General features: G+C 54.0%; 14 protein-coding genes. 7 read left to right on the top strand and 7 right to left on the bottom strand.

Going from position 1 to position 16,399, the window contains the following annotated elements; all coding sequences use genetic code 11:
* The first annotated feature begins 4 nt into the window (after positions 1 to 4).
* Positions 5 to 2,044 (top strand): Fe(3+)-hydroxamate ABC transporter permease FhuB, encoded by a 2,040-nt coding sequence (gene fhuB / locus JQN59_RS18805; protein ID WP_149607644.1) that lies wholly within the window; start codon positions 5 to 7, stop codon positions 2,042 to 2,044.
* A gap of 113 nt (positions 2,045 to 2,157) precedes the next feature.
* Here the strand turns inward: fhuB and hemL are convergent, their stop codons facing one another.
* Complete coding sequence (gene hemL, locus JQN59_RS18800) at positions 2,158 to 3,438, bottom strand: glutamate-1-semialdehyde 2,1-aminomutase (protein WP_149607632.1); 1,281 nt, start codon at positions 3,436 to 3,438, stop codon at positions 2,158 to 2,160.
* Positions 3,439 to 3,606: 168 nt separating this feature from the next.
* On the opposite strand from hemL, the gene clcA reads away from it, so the two are divergent.
* From clcA to erpA, 3 genes are read left to right on the top strand one after another with little or no spacing between them, the layout of a single operon-like run.
* Positions 3,607 to 5,028 carry a H(+)/Cl(-) exchange transporter ClcA gene (gene clcA, locus JQN59_RS18795; RefSeq protein ID WP_060682725.1) on the top strand — a complete coding sequence of 474 codons (1,422 nt, stop codon included), beginning with the start codon at positions 3,607 to 3,609 and terminating at the stop codon, positions 5,026 to 5,028.
* A 23-nt stretch (positions 5,029 to 5,051) separates the two neighbouring features.
* Positions 5,052 to 5,117, top strand: a complete 66-nt coding sequence (yadW, locus tag JQN59_RS18790; RefSeq protein ID WP_122973801.1) for a small protein YadW — start codon at positions 5,052 to 5,054, stop codon at positions 5,115 to 5,117.
* Positions 5,110 to 5,454: an iron-sulfur cluster insertion protein ErpA gene (erpA, locus tag JQN59_RS18785; protein ID WP_008786260.1), complete on the top strand. Its 345-nt coding sequence runs from the start codon at positions 5,110 to 5,112 to the stop codon at positions 5,452 to 5,454. The genes yadW and erpA overlap by 8 nt, the downstream gene beginning before the upstream one ends.
* A gap of 119 nt (positions 5,455 to 5,573) precedes the next feature.
* Here erpA and JQN59_RS18780 read toward each other — a convergent pair whose 3' ends face one another.
* The 3 genes from JQN59_RS18780 to mtnN are packed head-to-tail and all read right to left on the bottom strand — an operon-like array spanning position 5,574 to position 7,726.
* The gene (locus JQN59_RS18780; RefSeq protein WP_003829199.1) at positions 5,574 to 6,197 is read right to left on the bottom strand and encodes a TRIC cation channel family protein; all 624 of its coding nucleotides are present in this window, start codon (positions 6,195 to 6,197) and stop codon (positions 5,574 to 5,576) included.
* Positions 6,198 to 6,234: 37 nt separating this feature from the next.
* Positions 6,235 to 7,035, bottom strand: a complete 801-nt coding sequence (gene btuF, locus JQN59_RS18775; protein WP_149607633.1) for a vitamin B12 ABC transporter substrate-binding protein BtuF — start codon at positions 7,033 to 7,035, stop codon at positions 6,235 to 6,237.
* The gene (gene mtnN / locus JQN59_RS18770; protein WP_048214894.1) at positions 7,028 to 7,726 is read right to left on the bottom strand and encodes a 5'-methylthioadenosine/S-adenosylhomocysteine nucleosidase; all 699 of its coding nucleotides are present in this window, start codon (positions 7,724 to 7,726) and stop codon (positions 7,028 to 7,030) included. The genes btuF and mtnN overlap by 8 nt, the downstream gene beginning before the upstream one ends.
* Positions 7,727 to 7,809: 83 nt before the next feature.
* Between mtnN and dgt the strand changes: the two genes are divergently transcribed.
* From dgt to cdaR, 3 genes are all read left to right on the top strand, one after another.
* Complete coding sequence (gene dgt / locus JQN59_RS18765; protein WP_149607634.1) at positions 7,810 to 9,327, top strand: dGTPase; 1,518 nt, start codon at positions 7,810 to 7,812, stop codon at positions 9,325 to 9,327.
* Positions 9,328 to 9,456: 129 nt separating this feature from the next.
* The gene (gene degP, locus JQN59_RS18760; protein ID WP_003829191.1) at positions 9,457 to 10,890 is read left to right on the top strand and encodes a serine endoprotease DegP; all 1,434 of its coding nucleotides are present in this window, start codon (positions 9,457 to 9,459) and stop codon (positions 10,888 to 10,890) included.
* A gap of 148 nt (positions 10,891 to 11,038) precedes the next feature.
* Positions 11,039 to 12,196 carry a DNA-binding transcriptional regulator CdaR gene (cdaR, locus tag JQN59_RS18755; RefSeq protein ID WP_003829189.1) on the top strand — a complete coding sequence of 386 codons (1,158 nt, stop codon included), beginning with the start codon at positions 11,039 to 11,041 and terminating at the stop codon, positions 12,194 to 12,196.
* A gap of 87 nt (positions 12,197 to 12,283) precedes the next feature.
* On the opposite strand, the gene JQN59_RS18750 is transcribed toward cdaR, so the two are convergent.
* The 3 genes from JQN59_RS18750 to glnD form a co-directional block, all read right to left on the bottom strand.
* A complete protein-coding gene (locus JQN59_RS18750) occupies positions 12,284 to 12,670 on the bottom strand; it encodes a DUF3461 family protein (RefSeq protein WP_005132126.1) in 387 nt (128 codons plus the stop codon).
* A gap of 109 nt (positions 12,671 to 12,779) precedes the next feature.
* On the bottom strand, positions 12,780 to 13,604 hold the full coding sequence (dapD, locus tag JQN59_RS18745; RefSeq protein ID WP_149607635.1) for a 2,3,4,5-tetrahydropyridine-2,6-dicarboxylate N-succinyltransferase: 825 nt from the start codon (positions 13,602 to 13,604) through the stop codon (positions 12,780 to 12,782).
* 31 nt (positions 13,605 to 13,635) lie between these two features.
* Positions 13,636 to 16,308: a bifunctional uridylyltransferase/uridylyl-removing protein GlnD gene (glnD, locus tag JQN59_RS18740; RefSeq protein ID WP_003829184.1), complete on the bottom strand. Its 2,673-nt coding sequence runs from the start codon at positions 16,306 to 16,308 to the stop codon at positions 13,636 to 13,638.
* Between the last annotated feature and the right edge of the window lie 91 nt (positions 16,309 to 16,399).

Genomic DNA, 16,399 nt, shown 5'->3' with positions numbered 1-16,399 from the left:
TGAAATGCCGGATGGCGGCGCGAAAAGCGCCTTATCCGACCTACGGTTTGGGCGCTTTGTAGGCCGGATAAGGCGAAGCCGCCATCCGGCGTTGCTGTTGTTGGTGCTGTTTGTTGCTGCCTGCTGGCTGACCTGGGTTAACTTCTCTGTTGCGCTACCGCGCAGCCAGTGGCAACAGGCCATCTGGTCACCGGATATCGACATCATTGAGCAGATGGTTTTTCACTATAGCCTGCTGCCGAGGCTGGCGATATCGCTACTGGTCGGCGCTGGGCTGGGTCTGGTCGGCGTGTTGTTTCAGCAGGTGTTGCGTAACCCGCTGGCGGAGCCAACCACGCTGGGCGTTGCGACCGGTGCGCAGTTGGGCATTACGGTCACCACGCTGTGGACTATTCCTGGTGCGCTGACCACGCAATTTGCGGCGCTGGCGGGAGCATGTGTCGTTGGGGCGCTGGTGTTTGGCGTTGCCTGGGGCAAGCGCCTTTCTCCGGTGACGTTAATCCTTGCCGGGTTGGTGGTCAGCCTGTACTGCGGGGCGATTAACCAGTTGATGGTTATCTTCCATCACGATCAGCTGCAAAGCATGTTTTTATGGAGCAGCGGCACGTTAACGCAAACCGACTGGAGCGGCGTACAGCGTCTGTGGCCGCAGCTGTTGGGCGGTGTGATGCTGACTCTGTTGTTGTTACGCCCAATGACACTGATGGGACTGGATGACGGCGTGGCGCGTAACCTCGGTCTGGCGCTGTCGCTGGCACGTCTGGCGGCGTTATCGCTGGCCATTGTCATCAGCGCCTTACTGGTTAACGCAGTTGGAATTATCGGCTTTATTGGCCTGTTTGCACCGCTGTTGGCGAAAATGCTCGGTGCGCGTCGTTTGCTGGCACGTCTGGTGCTTGCCCCGCTGATTGGTGCGTTGATCCTCTGGCTCTCCGACCAAATCATTCTGTGGCTGACCCGCGTATGGATGGAAGTCTCCACCGGTTCAGTGACGGCGTTGATTGGCGCACCGTTGCTACTGTGGTTGTTGCCGCGCTTGAGGAGTATGAGCGCCCCGGATATGAACGCCAGTAATCGCATCGCCGCTGAGCGTCAGAATGTGCTGATGTTTGCGCTGGCAGGTGGCGTAATCTTGCTGCTAACCCTCGTGGTGGCGCTGTCGTTTGGCCGCGACGCACATGGCTGGACATGGGCCAGCGGCGCGATGCTGGATGAGCTGATGCCCTGGCGCTGGCCTCGCATTCTGGCGGCCCTGATTGCCGGGGTGATGCTGGCGGTAGCGGGCTGTATTATTCAACGTCTGACGGGCAACCCGATGGCCAGCCCGGAAGTGCTGGGCATTAGCTCCGGTGCGGCATTTGGCGTGGTGCTCATGCTGTTTTTGGTCCCCGGAAATGCTTTTGGCTGGCTGCTGCCTGCCGGAAGCCTCGGGGCCGCGGGCACTCTGCTTATCATTATGATTGCCGCCGGGCGCGGTGGTTTTTCACCGCACCGTATGCTGTTGGCCGGTATGGCGCTCAGTACGGCCTTTACTATGCTGCTGATGATGCTGCAGGCCAGCGGCGATCCGCGCATGGCGGGCGTGTTGACCTGGATTTCCGGTTCAACCTATAACGCGAGCGGAGAGCAGGTACTGCGTACCGGGATTGTGATGGTGATTCTGCTGGCGATGACGCCACTGTGCCGCCGTTGGCTAACAATTTTACCGCTCGGCGGCGATACGGCGCGGGCTGTCGGTATGGCTATCACACCATCACGCGTGGGGTTACTGCTGTTGGCGGCAGGGCTGACAGCGACAGCCACCATGACTATTGGACCGTTGAGCTTTGTCGGGCTGATGGCGCCGCATATTGCCCGTATGATGGGTTTTCGTCGGGCGATGCCGCATATGCTGATTTCGGCGCTGGCGGGTGGCGTGTTGCTGGTCTTTGCTGACTGGTGCGGCAGGATGGTGCTGTTTCCGTATCAGATTCCGGCGGGGTTATTGTCGACGTTTATTGGTGCGCCGTACTTTATCTATCTGCTAAGAAAGCAGAGCCGCTGAGACTGACCCCTTTCATGTAGGCCGGATAAGACGCTTTGCGTCGACATCCGACAATAAAAAAGCCGGGTGGCGGCTTCGCCTTACCCGGCCTACATTTCTGCACGTTCTCTTTTTTACAACTTCGCAAACACCCGGCGCGCGGCGTCGATGGTGTTATTGATATCGTCTTCACTGTGCGCCACGGACATAAAGCCCGCTTCGAAAGCAGACGGCGCCAGATAAATTCCTTCATCCAGCATCATGTGGAAGAAGCGCTTGAAGCGTTCGACGTCGCATGCCATCACATCCTGATAGCAGGTTACGGTTTCTGCATCGGTGAAGAAAATCCCGAACATCCCGCCCACATGGTTAACCACCAGCGGAATATTCGTTTCTTCGGCAGCTTCCAACAGACCTTCCGCCAGACGCGTTGTCAGTTCGTTCAGCGTTTCATGAATACCCGGTTGGGCCACTTCGGTCAGACAAGCAAAGCCCGCCGCCATTGCGATCGGGTTACCGGACAGCGTACCCGCCTGGTAAACCGGACCGGTCGGCGCCAGCGCGTCCATCACATCACGACGGCCACCGAATGCGCCAACGGGCATCCCGCCACCGATGATTTTACCCAGGCAGGTCAGGTCCGGAACAACGCCGTAATAATCCTGCGCACCGGCCAGTGCCACGCGGAAACCGGTCATCACTTCATCGATAATCAACAGCGCGCCAAACTCATCGCACAATGCACGCAGGCCTGGCAGGAATTCTGGCAGCGGCGGGATGCAGTTCATGTTGCCGGCGACCGGCTCAACGATGATACAGGCGATCTCCTGCGGGTACTGTTCAAACGCTGCACGCACTGAAGAGAGATCGTTATAGGTGCAGGTCAGGGTGTGTTTCGCGAAATCAGCTGGAACGCCAGGGGAGTTCGGCTGGCCCAGCGTTAACGCGCCGGAACCGGCTTTGACCAGCAGGCAGTCAGCATGGCCGTGGTAGCAGCCTTCAAATTTGATGATTTTATCACGACCGGTGAAACCGCGCGCCAGACGGATTGCGCTCATTGTCGCTTCCGTACCGGAGTTCACCATGCGCACCATGTCCATGGTCGGCACTAATTCGGTGACCAGCTCCGCCATTTTCACTTCCATCTCGGTCGGTGCACCGAAGCTTAAACCGCGCTCCGCAGCTTCAATCACCGCATTACGGATTGCCGGGTGGTTGTGACCCAGTACCATCGGTCCCCAGGAACCGACGTAATCGACATAGGCTTTACCATCGACATCGTACAGATACGCGCCGTCCGCTTTTTCGATAAACAGCGGAGTACCACCCACGCCAGTAAAGGCGCGAACGGGGGAGTTAACGCCGCCTGGGATAAGTTCGCGTGCTGCGCTGTAGAGATTTTCAGACTTACTCATGGATGGGGTCCTGGTTCGTAGAAAAAGTAAATGCCCGCTATTCTAGTTATTCAGAGAAGGTTATGAAAGTTTTACGCATTTGAAACAATGCGATTTGCAGGGGATTTTCGCGAAATGTGCGAGTAGAATGCCGATTCCGTATTTGTATTACCAATTAATGATCATCTGATGAAGACAGACACTCCCTCTTTTGAAGCACAGCAAATTGTGCGTTTACGCCGCAGGGATCAAATTCGTCGTCTCCTGGAACGAGACAAAACGCCGTTGGCGATCCTGTTGATGGCTGCAGTAGTGGGTACTGTGACAGGGCTTGTTGGCGTGGCATTTGAGAAAGCGGTGACCTGGGTGCAGAATCAGCGCATTGGCGCGCTGGCTCAGGTTGCGGACCATGACATTCTGCTGTGGCCGCTGGCGTTTATTCTCTCGGCGTTGCTGGCGATGGTCGGCTATTTCCTGGTGCGTAAATTTGCGCCGGAAGCCGGTGGTTCGGGGATCCCAGAGATTGAAGGTGCGCTGGAAGAGCTGCGACCTGTGCGTTGGTGGCGTGTCCTGCCGGTGAAATTTATCGGCGGCATGGGCACGCTGGGTGCTGGCATGGTGCTCGGGCGAGAAGGGCCGACCGTGCAGATTGGCGGCAACATTGGACGCATGGTGCTGGATATTTTCCGTATGCGCAGCGCCGAAGCGCGGCATACCCTGCTGGCTACCGGTGCCGCAGCGGGCCTTTCGGCGGCGTTTAACGCTCCGCTGGCGGGGATCCTGTTCATTATTGAAGAGATGCGCCCGCAGTTTCGCTATAACCTAGTGTCGATCAAAGCCGTGTTTACCGGCGTTATTATGTCGAGCATTGTGTTTCGTGTTTTCAACGGTGAAGCCCCGATAATTGAAGTCGGGAAACTGTCTAATGCGCCGGTGAATACGCTGTGGCTGTATCTCGTGCTCGGGCTTATTTTTGGCTGTGTCGGGCCATTGTTCAATACCATGGTGTTGCGCACTCAGGATATGTTCCAGCGCTTTCACGGTGGTGAAATTAAAAAATGGGTGCTGATGGGCGGCGCGATCGGCGGTCTGTGCGGGATCCTGGGATTAATTCAACCTGAAGCGGCAGGCGGTGGCTTTAACCTGATCCCGATTGCCGCAGCAGGCAATTTTAGCGTCGGTCTACTGCTGTTTATATTTATCACCCGGGTCGTCACCACGCTGCTGTGCTTCTCATCCGGTGCGCCCGGTGGGATCTTCGCCCCGATGCTGGCGTTGGGGACGTTGCTTGGTACGGCGTTCGGTATGGCTGCGGCAGCCTCTTTTCCGCAGTATCACCTGGAGGCCGGAACCTTTGCCATTGCCGGAATGGGGGCTTTGTTGGCTGCTTCGGTGCGTGCGCCGCTAACGGGTATTGTACTGGTGCTGGAGATGACCGATAACTATCAGCTCATTTTGCCAATGATTATTACCTGTCTTGGCGCAACACTATTAGCCCAATTTATGGGCGGAAAGCCGCTATACTCGACTATCCTGGCTCGTACGCTGGCAAAACAGGAAGCGGAGCAGGCGGCAAAAAGCCAGGGGACTGCCGCTGGCGAGAATACTTGAACGAAATACCAGGGTATTAGATAATGGCCCAAAATATTGGGTTGAAATTTACCCAATTGCCGATGTCGTTTGGAGCAAAATATGAGTGATGACGTAGCGCTGCCACTGCAATTTACTGAAGCAGCAGCCAATAAAGTTAAAAGCCTGATCGCTGACGAAGATAACCCGAATCTGAAATTACGCGTGTATATCACTGGCGGTGGTTGCAGCGGTTTCCAGTACGGTTTCACCTTTGATGATCAGGTCAATGAAGGTGATATGACCATCGAGAAACAAGGTGTTGGTCTGGTCGTTGATCCGATGAGTCTGCAATATCTGGTGGGCGGCGCGGTTGACTATACTGAAGGTCTGGAAGGTTCCCGCTTCGTTGTGACTAACCCGAATGCGAAAAGCACCTGCGGGTGTGGTTCTTCTTTCAGCATCTGATTGCTGTCTGTAATACTGATGGTCTGATGTTGTAGGCCCGGTAAGCGTAGCGCCACCGGGCAATGTGCCGGATGGCGGCGTAAACGCCTTATCCGGCCTACATGTTCTGTATCGTCATATCAACGCCCGTTATCATCCAGCGCAAACGTCGGCAATTTCAGATGCCAGCGAATGGCGGCAAGCCGAATCAGCAGCGTGACAATCATCCCCATCATACTGGCGTTTTCCAGTGAAACATCAAAGGTATAAAACGCTGTCGCATGCACGATCCCGCCGATAATACAGGCTGTGGCGTAGATCTCGGTGCGCAAAATCATCGGGACTTCACGAGCTAACACATCGCGAATGATCCCACCACCAACGCCGGTAATCACCCCCATACAAATCGCCACCAGCGGCCCTGTTCCTGCGAGAAATGCCTTGTTGACCCCAATACCCACGAACACAGCCAGACCAACGGCATCCAGCACCGGAAGGATCCATTTCGGTATGCGTCTTGGTTGACGTACCAACAGGATCGTCAGCATGCTGGTGATCATCGCCACCACCAGATCGGTCGGATCCTTAACCCAAAAAACCGGTCCATTATCCAGCGCCATATCGCGGATCGTGCCACCACCAACGGCGGTAACCACGCCGAGTACCAGGACGCCAAACGGATCCATACGTAATTTTCCGGCCAGTAATACGCCAGAGATTGCAAATACTGCGGTGCCGACAATATCAAGCCAATAGACGAGCATTTTTAAATCCTCACAACAGACCTGGTGGGGGCAGGCGCTAATTTATCTGTGAAAGCGCATTACAGAGTTGTTTTGCGGCGAGGATAATACGCGGGCTCGCGCGTTCGAACCAGTCACTATTAAGTGTAATAATGGGTATTTTTAGCTGGTTTCCCCAGTATTGCTCAATTTTCAGAGTTTCGCCCGAACCGCCTGTGGCAACAATAGCCTGGGGGGCTCGTGCCAGGACCTGCTCACGGCTAACCTGCGGCCAGGGAACCCGACTACCGGCAAAGATGTTTTCTCCGCCGCATACCTCAAGAACTTCGTGCTGAATAGAACCTTTTCCACTGGTAAACAGAGGATTGGCACCAAACTGGAGAAACACGCGTTTTTTCGGTTTGTTGACATACTGAGATTTAAGTAAAGCATAGTCATCAAGCATGGTTTGCGCCGCCTGTTTAGCTTGTTCAGGCTTGGGGCTCCATGCCGCTAATTGGCGTAGCGCATCGGCAACCTGCTCAATGGTAACGGCGTCCACCCAGATGACCTTAATACCCAGAGAGGTTAGTTGATTCACCTGCCGCTCAGCGTTTCCCCCGCGCCAGGCGACAACCAAATCAGGTTTCAGCGCCACAATACGTTCAAGATTCATCCCTTGCCAGGTTGAGACTTCCTCAATATTTTTGGCTTCTGGCGGGTAGTTTGAATAGCTGCTGACGCCAACGGGGGTAATGCCAGCGGCAAAAGCGAGTTCAGTATTGGCAGGAGAAAGCGTCACAACACGCGGAGCGGCGTAAAGGAACGCCGGGAGAGTGAAAAGCAGGGCGACCAGCGCCCTGGAGAGTAATTTAGCCATGCGCCAGTTTCTGTACCAGCGTTTCAACCATCAGGCTTGACTGCTTCGCGGCAACCACCAGGAATTCGTCAAAGCTGAGATGGGACTGCTGATCGGCAACGTCAGAGATAGCGCGAACCACGACAAATGGCACGTTAAAGTTGTGGCAAACGTGCGCAATTGCGGTCGCTTCCATCTCAACGGCAATCGCCTGCGGGAAGTTATGCTTAATTTTAGCCAGCCCCACGGAACCATTAATGAAGGCGTCGCCGCTGACGATAAGTCCGCGAACGGCGTTCAGATTGAGTTCGGCGATGCAAGACTCTGCGGCAGCAATCAACGTAGGATCAGCTTTAAAACCAGCCGGGCAGCCCGGTAGCTGACCAAATTCATAACCAAAGGCAGTGACGTCGGCGTCGTGATAGCGCGCTTCGTCAGAAACTACGATATCCCCGACTTTCAGCGTAGAGGCCAGGCCACCCGCAGAACCGGTATTAATGATGGCGTCCGGCTTGCAGCGTTCAAGCAGCAGCGTAGCGCCCAGTGCCGCAGCCACTTTACCGATACCCGATTTCAGCAGCGCAACCTCTGTACCGTTCAGTTGGCCGGTGTAAATTTCACAACCGCCGAGCGCGATGGTCTGACGGTTTTCGATTTTGTCACGCAGCAGCGTAACTTCTTCTTCCATTGCACCAATGATGCCGATTTTCATAGATTTACTCGCGATAAGCCAGATTTGAGGGCATAGTCTATCATGCGCTTAAGGGGTAGCGCATTTCTCAGGCGGGAGAGGACATGGCACAGATCGATTTCCGAAAAAAAATAAACTGGCATCGTCGTTACCGTTCGCCGCAGGGCGTGAAGACTGAGCATGAGATCCTGCGTATTTTCGAAAGCGATCGCGGACGTATTATCAATTCACCGGCCATTCGCCGACTGCAACAAAAAACGCAGGTCTTTCCGCTGGAGCGTAATGCGGCAGTACGCACGCGCTTGACGCACTCGATGGAAGTTCAGCAGGTTGGGCGCTATATCGCGAAAGAGATCCTCAGCCGACTGAAAGAACTAAAGCTGCTGGAGCAGTATGGCCTGGATGAACTGACAGGGCCATTTGAGAGTATTGTCGAAATGTCCTGCCTGATGCATGACATTGGCAATCCGCCGTTTGGCCATTTTGGGGAAGCGGCGATTAATGACTGGTTCCGCCAGCGGCTGTATCCCGCAGACGCAGAAAGTCAGCCCCTAAGTGATGACCGCTGCCAGGTGGCGGCATTACGGTTGCGTGAAGGCGAGGAGTCGCTGAATGATATTCGCCGTAAGGTACGCCAGGACCTGTGCCATTTTGAAGGCAATGCGCAGGGTATTCGGCTTGTGCATACGTTGATGCGTATGAACCTTACCTGGGCGCAGGTTGGCGGTATTTTAAAATATACCCGTCCAGCGTGGTGGCGCGGCAGTGCACCCGAAACACACAATTATTTAATGAAGAAGCCGGGTTATTACCTTTCTGAAGAACCGTATATTGAGCGGTTGCGTAAAGAATTATCATTAGCGCCTTACAGTCGCTTTCCATTAACCTGGATTATGGAAGCTGCCGATGATATCTCTTATTGCGTAGCGGATCTGGAAGATGCCGTTGAGAAAAGAATCTTTAGCGTCGAGCAGCTTTATCACCATCTGCATGAGGCGTGGGGGCAACATGAAAAAGGTTCCCTGTTTATCCAGGTTGTTGAGAACGCTTGGGAAAAATCACGTTCAAATACATTAAGCCGGAGTACCGAAGATCAGTTCTTTATGTATTTACGCGTCAATACGCTGAATAAACTGGTGCCGTATGCGGCCCAGCGGTTTATTGATAATTTGCCGCAGATTTTTGAAGGCAGCTTTAATCATGCGCTGCTAGAAGATGCCAGTAGCTTCAGCCAGCTACTGGGCGTTTATAAAAATGTGGCAGTAAAACATGTGTTTAGCCATCCGGATGTTGAACAACTGGAATTACAGGGCTATCGGGTGATCAGCGGGTTGCTGGAGATCTATCAGCCGTTATTAAAAATGTCTCAGTCAGATTTTTCTGAACTGGTCGACAATGAAAGAGTAAAACGTTTTCCTATCGAGTCCCGTTTATTTCAGAAGTTGTCTACCCGCCATCGTCTTGCGTATGTTGAGGCGGTTAGTAAAATATCGACGGGGTGCGCCGAGTATTCGGTTCTGGAATATTATTATCGCTGCCGGTTGATCCAGGATTATATCAGCGGGATGACGGATTTGTATGCCTGGGATGAATATCGTCGCTTGATGGCCGTAGAACAATAAATACTCATTTGTAAAGACGGACAATAAAATTTTACTTTTTCCTTAAACTTAATTCTGGAACTTAGCGCTATAAAACGACTCTGACGTATACAGCAATTTTGCGTTACCTGTTAATCGAGAACGAAACACATGAAAAAAACCACATTAGCAATGAGTGCACTGGCTCTGAGTTTAGGTTTGGCGTTGTCCCCCCTGTCTGCTACAGCGGCTGAGACGTCGTCTTCAGCAATGACCGCCCAACAGATGCCAAGCCTGGCCCCGATGCTCGAAAAAGTGATGCCATCGGTGGTAAGTATTAACGTCGAGGGGAGCACGACGGTAAATACGCCGCGCATGCCGCGTAATTTCCAGCAGTTCTTCGGTGATAATTCACCGTTCTGCCAGGACGGTTCTCCGTTCCAGAGTTCGCCGTTCTGCCAGGGCGGCGCACCGGGCGCTGACAATGGCGGCGGCCAGCAGCAGAAATTTATGGCACTCGGTTCCGGCGTAATTATTGATGCCGCGAAAGGGTATGTCGTGACCAATAACCACGTGGTAGATAACGCCACGGTGATTAAAGTTCAGTTGAGCGATGGTCGTAAATTTGACGCGAAGATCGTGGGTAAAGATCCGCGCTCCGATATCGCGCTGATCCAAATTCAGGATCCGAAAAACCTGACGGCGATTAAGCTGGCAGATTCCGATGCGCTGCGCGTGGGTGATTACACCGTGGCAATTGGTAACCCGTTTGGCCTCGGTGAAACGGTGACTTCCGGTATCGTTTCTGCACTGGGCCGTAGCGGCCTGAATGCGGAAAACTACGAGAACTTTATCCAGACGGATGCTGCGATCAACCGGGGTAACTCCGGTGGTGCGCTGGTCAACCTGAACGGTGAGCTGATCGGTATTAACACCGCGATCCTCGCGCCGGACGGCGGTAACATCGGTATCGGTTTTGCGATCCCAAGCAACATGGTGAAAAACCTGACTTCACAGATGGTTGAGTTCGGCCAGGTTAAACGCGGCGAGCTGGGCATTATGGGTACCGAACTGAGCTCTGAGCTGGCGAAAGCGATGAAAGTTGACGCCCAGCGTGGCGCATTCGTCAGCCAGGTGATGCCGAACTCTTCTGCAGCGAAAGCGGGGATTAAAGCTGGGGATGTGATTACCTCCCTGAACGGCAAACCTATTAGCAGCTTCGCCGCCCTGCGTGCGCAGGTCGGTACGATGCCGGTTGGCAGCAAAATCACCCTGGGTCTGCTGCGTGACGGTAAGCCGGTCACCGTGAACCTGGAATTGCAGCAGAGCAGCCAGACTCAGGTTGACTCCAGCTCTATCTTTAAAGGCATTGAAGGTGCCGATATGAGCAATAAAGGACAGGACAAAGGTGTCGTGGTAAGCGACGTGAAACCGAATTCTCCGGCTGCACAGATTGGCCTGAAGAAAGGGGATGTGATTATCGGTGCGAACCAGCAACCGGTGAAAAACATCGCTGAACTGCGCAAAATCCTCGACAGCAAACCAGCCGTACTGGCGCTGAACATTCAGCGTGGTGACAGCTCCATCTATCTGTTGATGCAGTAATCTCCCTCAACCCCTTCCTGCACAGGAAGGGGTTTCTTTTTGTGATACTTCCCACAACTCCATACTTCTCCCTTCCGCTTTGTGCATTTGCACAATGTAGCCGCTTATTATCTTCCCTATGCTTGAGCTCTGCTCACAGGAGGGGTTTATGGCTGGCTGGCATCTTGATACCAAAATGGCGCAGGATATCGTGGCGCGCACCATGCGCATCATTGATACCAATATCAACGTAATGGATGCCCGTGGGCGGATAATCGGCAGCGGCGATCGCGAACGTATTGGTGAATTGCACGAAGGGGCGCTGCTGGTACTTTCGCAGGGTCGGGTGGTCGATATCGACGATGCGGTGGCACGTCACTTGCACGGTGTACGACAGGGGATAAACCTGCCTCTACGTCTGGAAGGCGAAATCGTTGGCGTTATCGGCCTTACCGGCGAGCCGGAGCATCTGCGCAAATACGGCGAGTTAGTATGTATGACCGCCGAAATGATGCTGGAACAGTCGCGCTTGATGCATCTGTTAGCGCAGGATAGCCGTCTGCGTGAAGAGCTGGTGATGAACCTGATTCAGGCGGAAGAGAATACGCCAGCGCTGATGGAATGGGCCCAGCGTTTAGGCATTGATTTGAACCAGCCACGCGTGGTGGCGGTGTTGGAGGTCGATAGTGGCCAGCTTGGCGTTGACAGTGCGATGGCGGAGTTACAGCAATTGCAGAATGCGTTGACCACACCCGAACGTAATAATCTGATTGCGATTGTTTCCCTGACCGAGATGGTGGTGCTGAAACCGGCGCTCAATCAGTTTGGCCGCTGGGACGCTGAAGATCATCGTAAGCGCGTTGAGCAGCTTATTGCCCGTATGAAAGAGAACGGACAGCTGCGTTTTCGCGTATCGCTGGGCAACTATTTTACCGGGCCTGGTAGCATTGCCCGTTCGTATCGTACGGCGCGCACCACCATGATGGTCGGTAAACAGCGGATGCCGGAAAGCCGTAGCTATTTCTATCAGGATTTGATGTTGCCAGTGCTGCTGGACAGCCTGCGCGGCGGCTGGCAGGCCAATGAGCTGGCGCGTCCGTTGGTGAGGCTGAAAGCGATGGATAACAATGGGTTGCTGCGTCGGACATTGGCGGCATGGTTTCGTCATAACGTCCAGCCGCTGGCGACCTCAAAGGCACTGTTTATTCATCGTAATACGCTGGAATATCGCCTGAATCGTATTTCAGAACTGACCGGGCTGGATCTGGGGAATTTTGACGACCGACTACTGCTGTATGTGGCGTTACAGTTAGATGAGCAGCATTGATTAACTGCCTGATGGCGCTACGCTTATCAGGCAAAATGCCGGGTGGCGGCTTCGCCTTACCCGGCCTACGAATACATTCACGTGCGGTTATTTACGCGTTAGTTTTTCCAGATCGGCTTCAATTTCGCTGATCTTGTTGGTCACGACGCTTTCGAGATGACGTAAATCATCAAGGATCTTGCGTTTAAGATCGACTTCGCTGCGATCGCGCTGGCAGATCTGATCCAGTTCATCGATCACATAGCGCAGGTTGGGACTGATCTCCTGCACTTCTTTGTAACCCTGGCCGATGCCATCAGCTACCACCGTTTTGCGCTGACGGGGATATTTGAACTTCACGCTCTTGGCAAAAAACTCGCCTTTATCCTTTTGGAAATAGATTTTCAGGATATCGTTGTTGGCTTCTTGCCGCAGGCTGTAACGATCGATCTCTTCAGGATTAGTAATGCCCAGACTTTTCAGATTGTCATACATAGCGGTACCCTTAAGCTCACTATAACCATTGAATAATTAACGAAAAGCCTTGTTTATGCCACTCGCAGATGTAAAAAAAGCGGGCTAAGCCCGCTTTTTCAAATCGCTGTTAGTCGATAGTGCGCAACAGTTCGTTGATTCCCACTTTGCCACGCGTTTTGGCATCGACTTTCTTCACAATCACCGCGCAGTACAGGCTGTATTTACCATCTTTCGACGGCAGGTTGCCGGAGACGACCACGGAGCCTGCCGGAACGCGACCGTAATGCACTTCGCCAGTTTCGCGATCGTAAATACGGGTGCTCTGACCGATGTACACGCCCATGGAGATAACAGAACCTTCTTCGACGATCACGCCTTCAACCACTTCAGAGCGTGCGCCGATGAAGCAGTTGTCTTCGATGATGGTTGGGTTAGCCTGCAACGGCTCCAGTACACCGCCGATGCCAACGCCGCCGGACAGGTGTACGTTTTTACCGATTTGCGCACAGGAACCGACTGTCGCCCAGGTATCAACCATCGTACCTTCATCAACATAAGCGCCGATGTTTACGTAAGATGGCATCAGCACGGTGTTACGGGCGATAAACGCACCCTGACGCACGGCCGCAGGCGGAACCACGCGGAAACCTTCCTTCTGGAAGCGCGCTTCGTCGTAGTTGGCGAATTTCATCGGTACTTTATCGAAGTAACGGCTTTCCGCACCTTCGATGACCTGATTATCGTTAATACGGAAAGAGAGCAGGACCGCCTTTTTCAGCCACTGATGTGTGACCCACTGACCCTCAATCTTCTCTGCGACGCGCAGTGCACCGGAATCCAGTAAAGAAATAACCTGATTCACCGCTTCGCGGGTTACGGTATCTACATTTGCCGGAGTAATGTCGGCACGGTGCTCGAAAGCGGACTCAATAACGTTCTGTAACTGCTGCATTGTTAAACTCTTTCCATAATAAATAAAAACATCACCCTTTATCGTTTGGATTGAGGGCCTCTGTCAACCGTTGATGCACTTCCTGCTGCAGCTCATTATTAAGGGCGCGCCGGTCGGCGGTGGCGATTATGAATAAATCTTCTACTCGCTCGCCAATGGTTGTAATTCGGGCGCCATGCAGCGAAATTCCCAGATCGGCAAAAATCTGCCCGACCCGCGCCAGCAGGCCGGGCTGGTCGAGAGCGATAAGCTCCAGGAATGATTTTCGGTCGGTATGGGTCGGCAAAAAGGTGACCTCAGTATCGACGGTAAAGTGGCGTAATTTTGCCGGCTGGCGACGCGGTTGCGGTGGCTGCCAACTGCGCTGCGTGATGGCCTGTTCCAGTCCAAAACGGATCGCTTCGTGTCGATCTGAAGACAACGGGCTGCCGTCCGGTTCCAGCACGATGAACGTATCCATCGCCATCCCATCGCGGGTAGTGAAAATCTGCGCATCGTGGACGCTAAGATTACGCCTGTCCAGTTCAGCGCAGACGGCGGCAAACAGGTAAGGGCGGTCAGGGCTCCAGATGAAAATTTCTGTCCCGCCGCGCGTGGCCTGTGGGCTGAGCAGGATCAGCGGCTTGCTGAGATCGTGTTGCAGCAGATGGCGCGCATGCCAGGCCAGCTGATTTGGGCTGTGACGCACGAAGTAGTTGGCGCGACAGCGTGACCAGATGTGGTGCAACGCTTCTTCATCAATGTTGTCCATTCGCAGTAGCGCCAGCGCCTGAAGCTGATGATGGCGTACACGCTCACGCATATCCGGCGTATTTTGCATGCCACGACGGAGTTGTTTTTCCGTCGCGAAGTACAGCTCGCGCAGCAGGCTTTGCTTCCAGCTATTCCACAGCGTTTCGTTGGTGGCGCAAATATCCGCGACGGTCAGACACACCAAAAAGCGCAGACGGTGTTCCGTTTGTACCTCTTCGGCGAATTGCTTGATCACTTCGGGATCCTGAATATCGCGGCGCTGAGCGGTCACCGACATCAGCAAATGCTGGCGCACCAGCCACACGATCAGCTGCGTTTCGCGGGAATTCAGGCCGTGCAGTTCGGCGAACTTGAGCACATCCTGAGCGCCGAGCACCGAGTGATCGCCGCCGCGACCTTTGGCGATATCGTGGAACAGCGCGGCAATCAGAATCAACTCCGGCTGTCGCAGACGCGGCCATAGATCCACACACAGCGGATGGCGCTGACGGGTCTCTTCGTTAGCAAAACTTTCCAGCTTGAGCATTACGCGGATGGTGTGTTCATCCACCGTATAGGCATGAAACAGGTCAAACTGCATTTGGCCGACAATATGCGACCATTGCGGCATATAGGCCCACAACACGCTGTGGCGATGCATCGGCAGCAGACCGCGGCTCACCGCGCCCGGATGGCGTAACATACTGAGAAACAGCGATCGCGCTTCCGGGATGTAGCACAGCGGCTGCGTTAAATGACGGCGGGCATGACGCAAATGGCGCAGCGTGGTGGAGTAAATCCCGCTGATCGCGCTGTTACGCACCATGATGTAAAACATCCGCAGTATCGCTTCTGGTTTGCGGATAAACAGATCGTCGTTGCGCAGATCGATCAACGTGCCGCGCAGTTGGAAGTCGTCATCAATCGGGCGCGGTTTTTCATCGGCGGGCATGGCGAGGATCGCCTCGTCGAACAGTTGCAACAGCATGTGATTCAGTTCGCTGACCCGTCGGGTGACGCGGAAATAGTCTTTCATCATCCGCTCGATAGGCTCGTTGCCTTCGCCGCCGTAGTTTAGCCTTTGCGCCACGCTGAGCTGGCGGTCAAACAGCAGGCGGTTGTCGTAACGACTAACGACCAGATGCAGGGCGAAGCGAATCCGCCACAGGATATGCAAACATTCATTCAGCTCGGCGCGTTCAGCCAGTGTCAAAAAGCCGAAGCCGACCATTTCGTCCAGTGAGGTGGCGCCAAAATGGCGACGCGCCACCCATTGCAGGGTATGGATATCGCGCAGGCCGCCGGGACTGCTTTTGATGTCCGGCTCCAGGTTGTAGCTGGTGCCGTGATAGCGCTGGTGGCGCTGATTCTGCTCTTCCACTTTAGCGGCGTAAAACTTGTCGGAAGGCCAGAAACCTTCGCTAAAAATATGCTTTTGCAGCTCCAGAAACAGCGCCACATCGCCGATCAGCAGGCGTGTTTCAATCAGGTTGGTGGCGACGGTTAAATCTGACAATCCTTCCAGCAGACACTCTTCCAGCGTACGCACGCTATGCCCAACCTCCAGCCTCACGTCCCATAGCAGCGTTAACAGCTCACCGACTTTCTCGGCCTGCGCATCAGGCAGCTTTTTACGGCTGAGGATCAACAGGTCGATATCGGAAAGCGGGTGCAATTCGCCTCGTCCGTAGCCACCAACGGCAACCAGCGCCAGATCGGCTATTTGCCCGAACCCAGCTTCTATCCACAAACGCTGTAGCAGTTGGTCAATAAATTCGGTGCGGGCCTCAATGAGCTGTTCTGCGGAAATTCCACTGTCAAACGCTTCGCCTAACCAGTTCTGGAAGGTGTCGATATGCGCTTTAATGCCGGAGCAGTTGAGATCTTGCTGTGGCCATGTCCCTGGGTTTTGCGGTTGGCCAGGCAGGGTGGGGAGGGCAGTATTTGCGTGCTGTTCAGGAAGAGTATTCATTATGCGCCACCCATTAAAAAGCCGGATAATGGCGTGAACGCCTTATCCGGCCTACTAAGTAGTACAATTTGTAGGCCTGATAAGATGCGAA

The organism is Citrobacter sp. B72 (assembly GCF_016894305.1).
Lineage (GTDB): Bacteria > Pseudomonadota > Gammaproteobacteria > Enterobacterales > Enterobacteriaceae > Citrobacter > Citrobacter portucalensis.
Note: the sequence above shows the minus strand (reverse complement) of the source record. Positions and strands in the feature narration are given on the sequence as shown.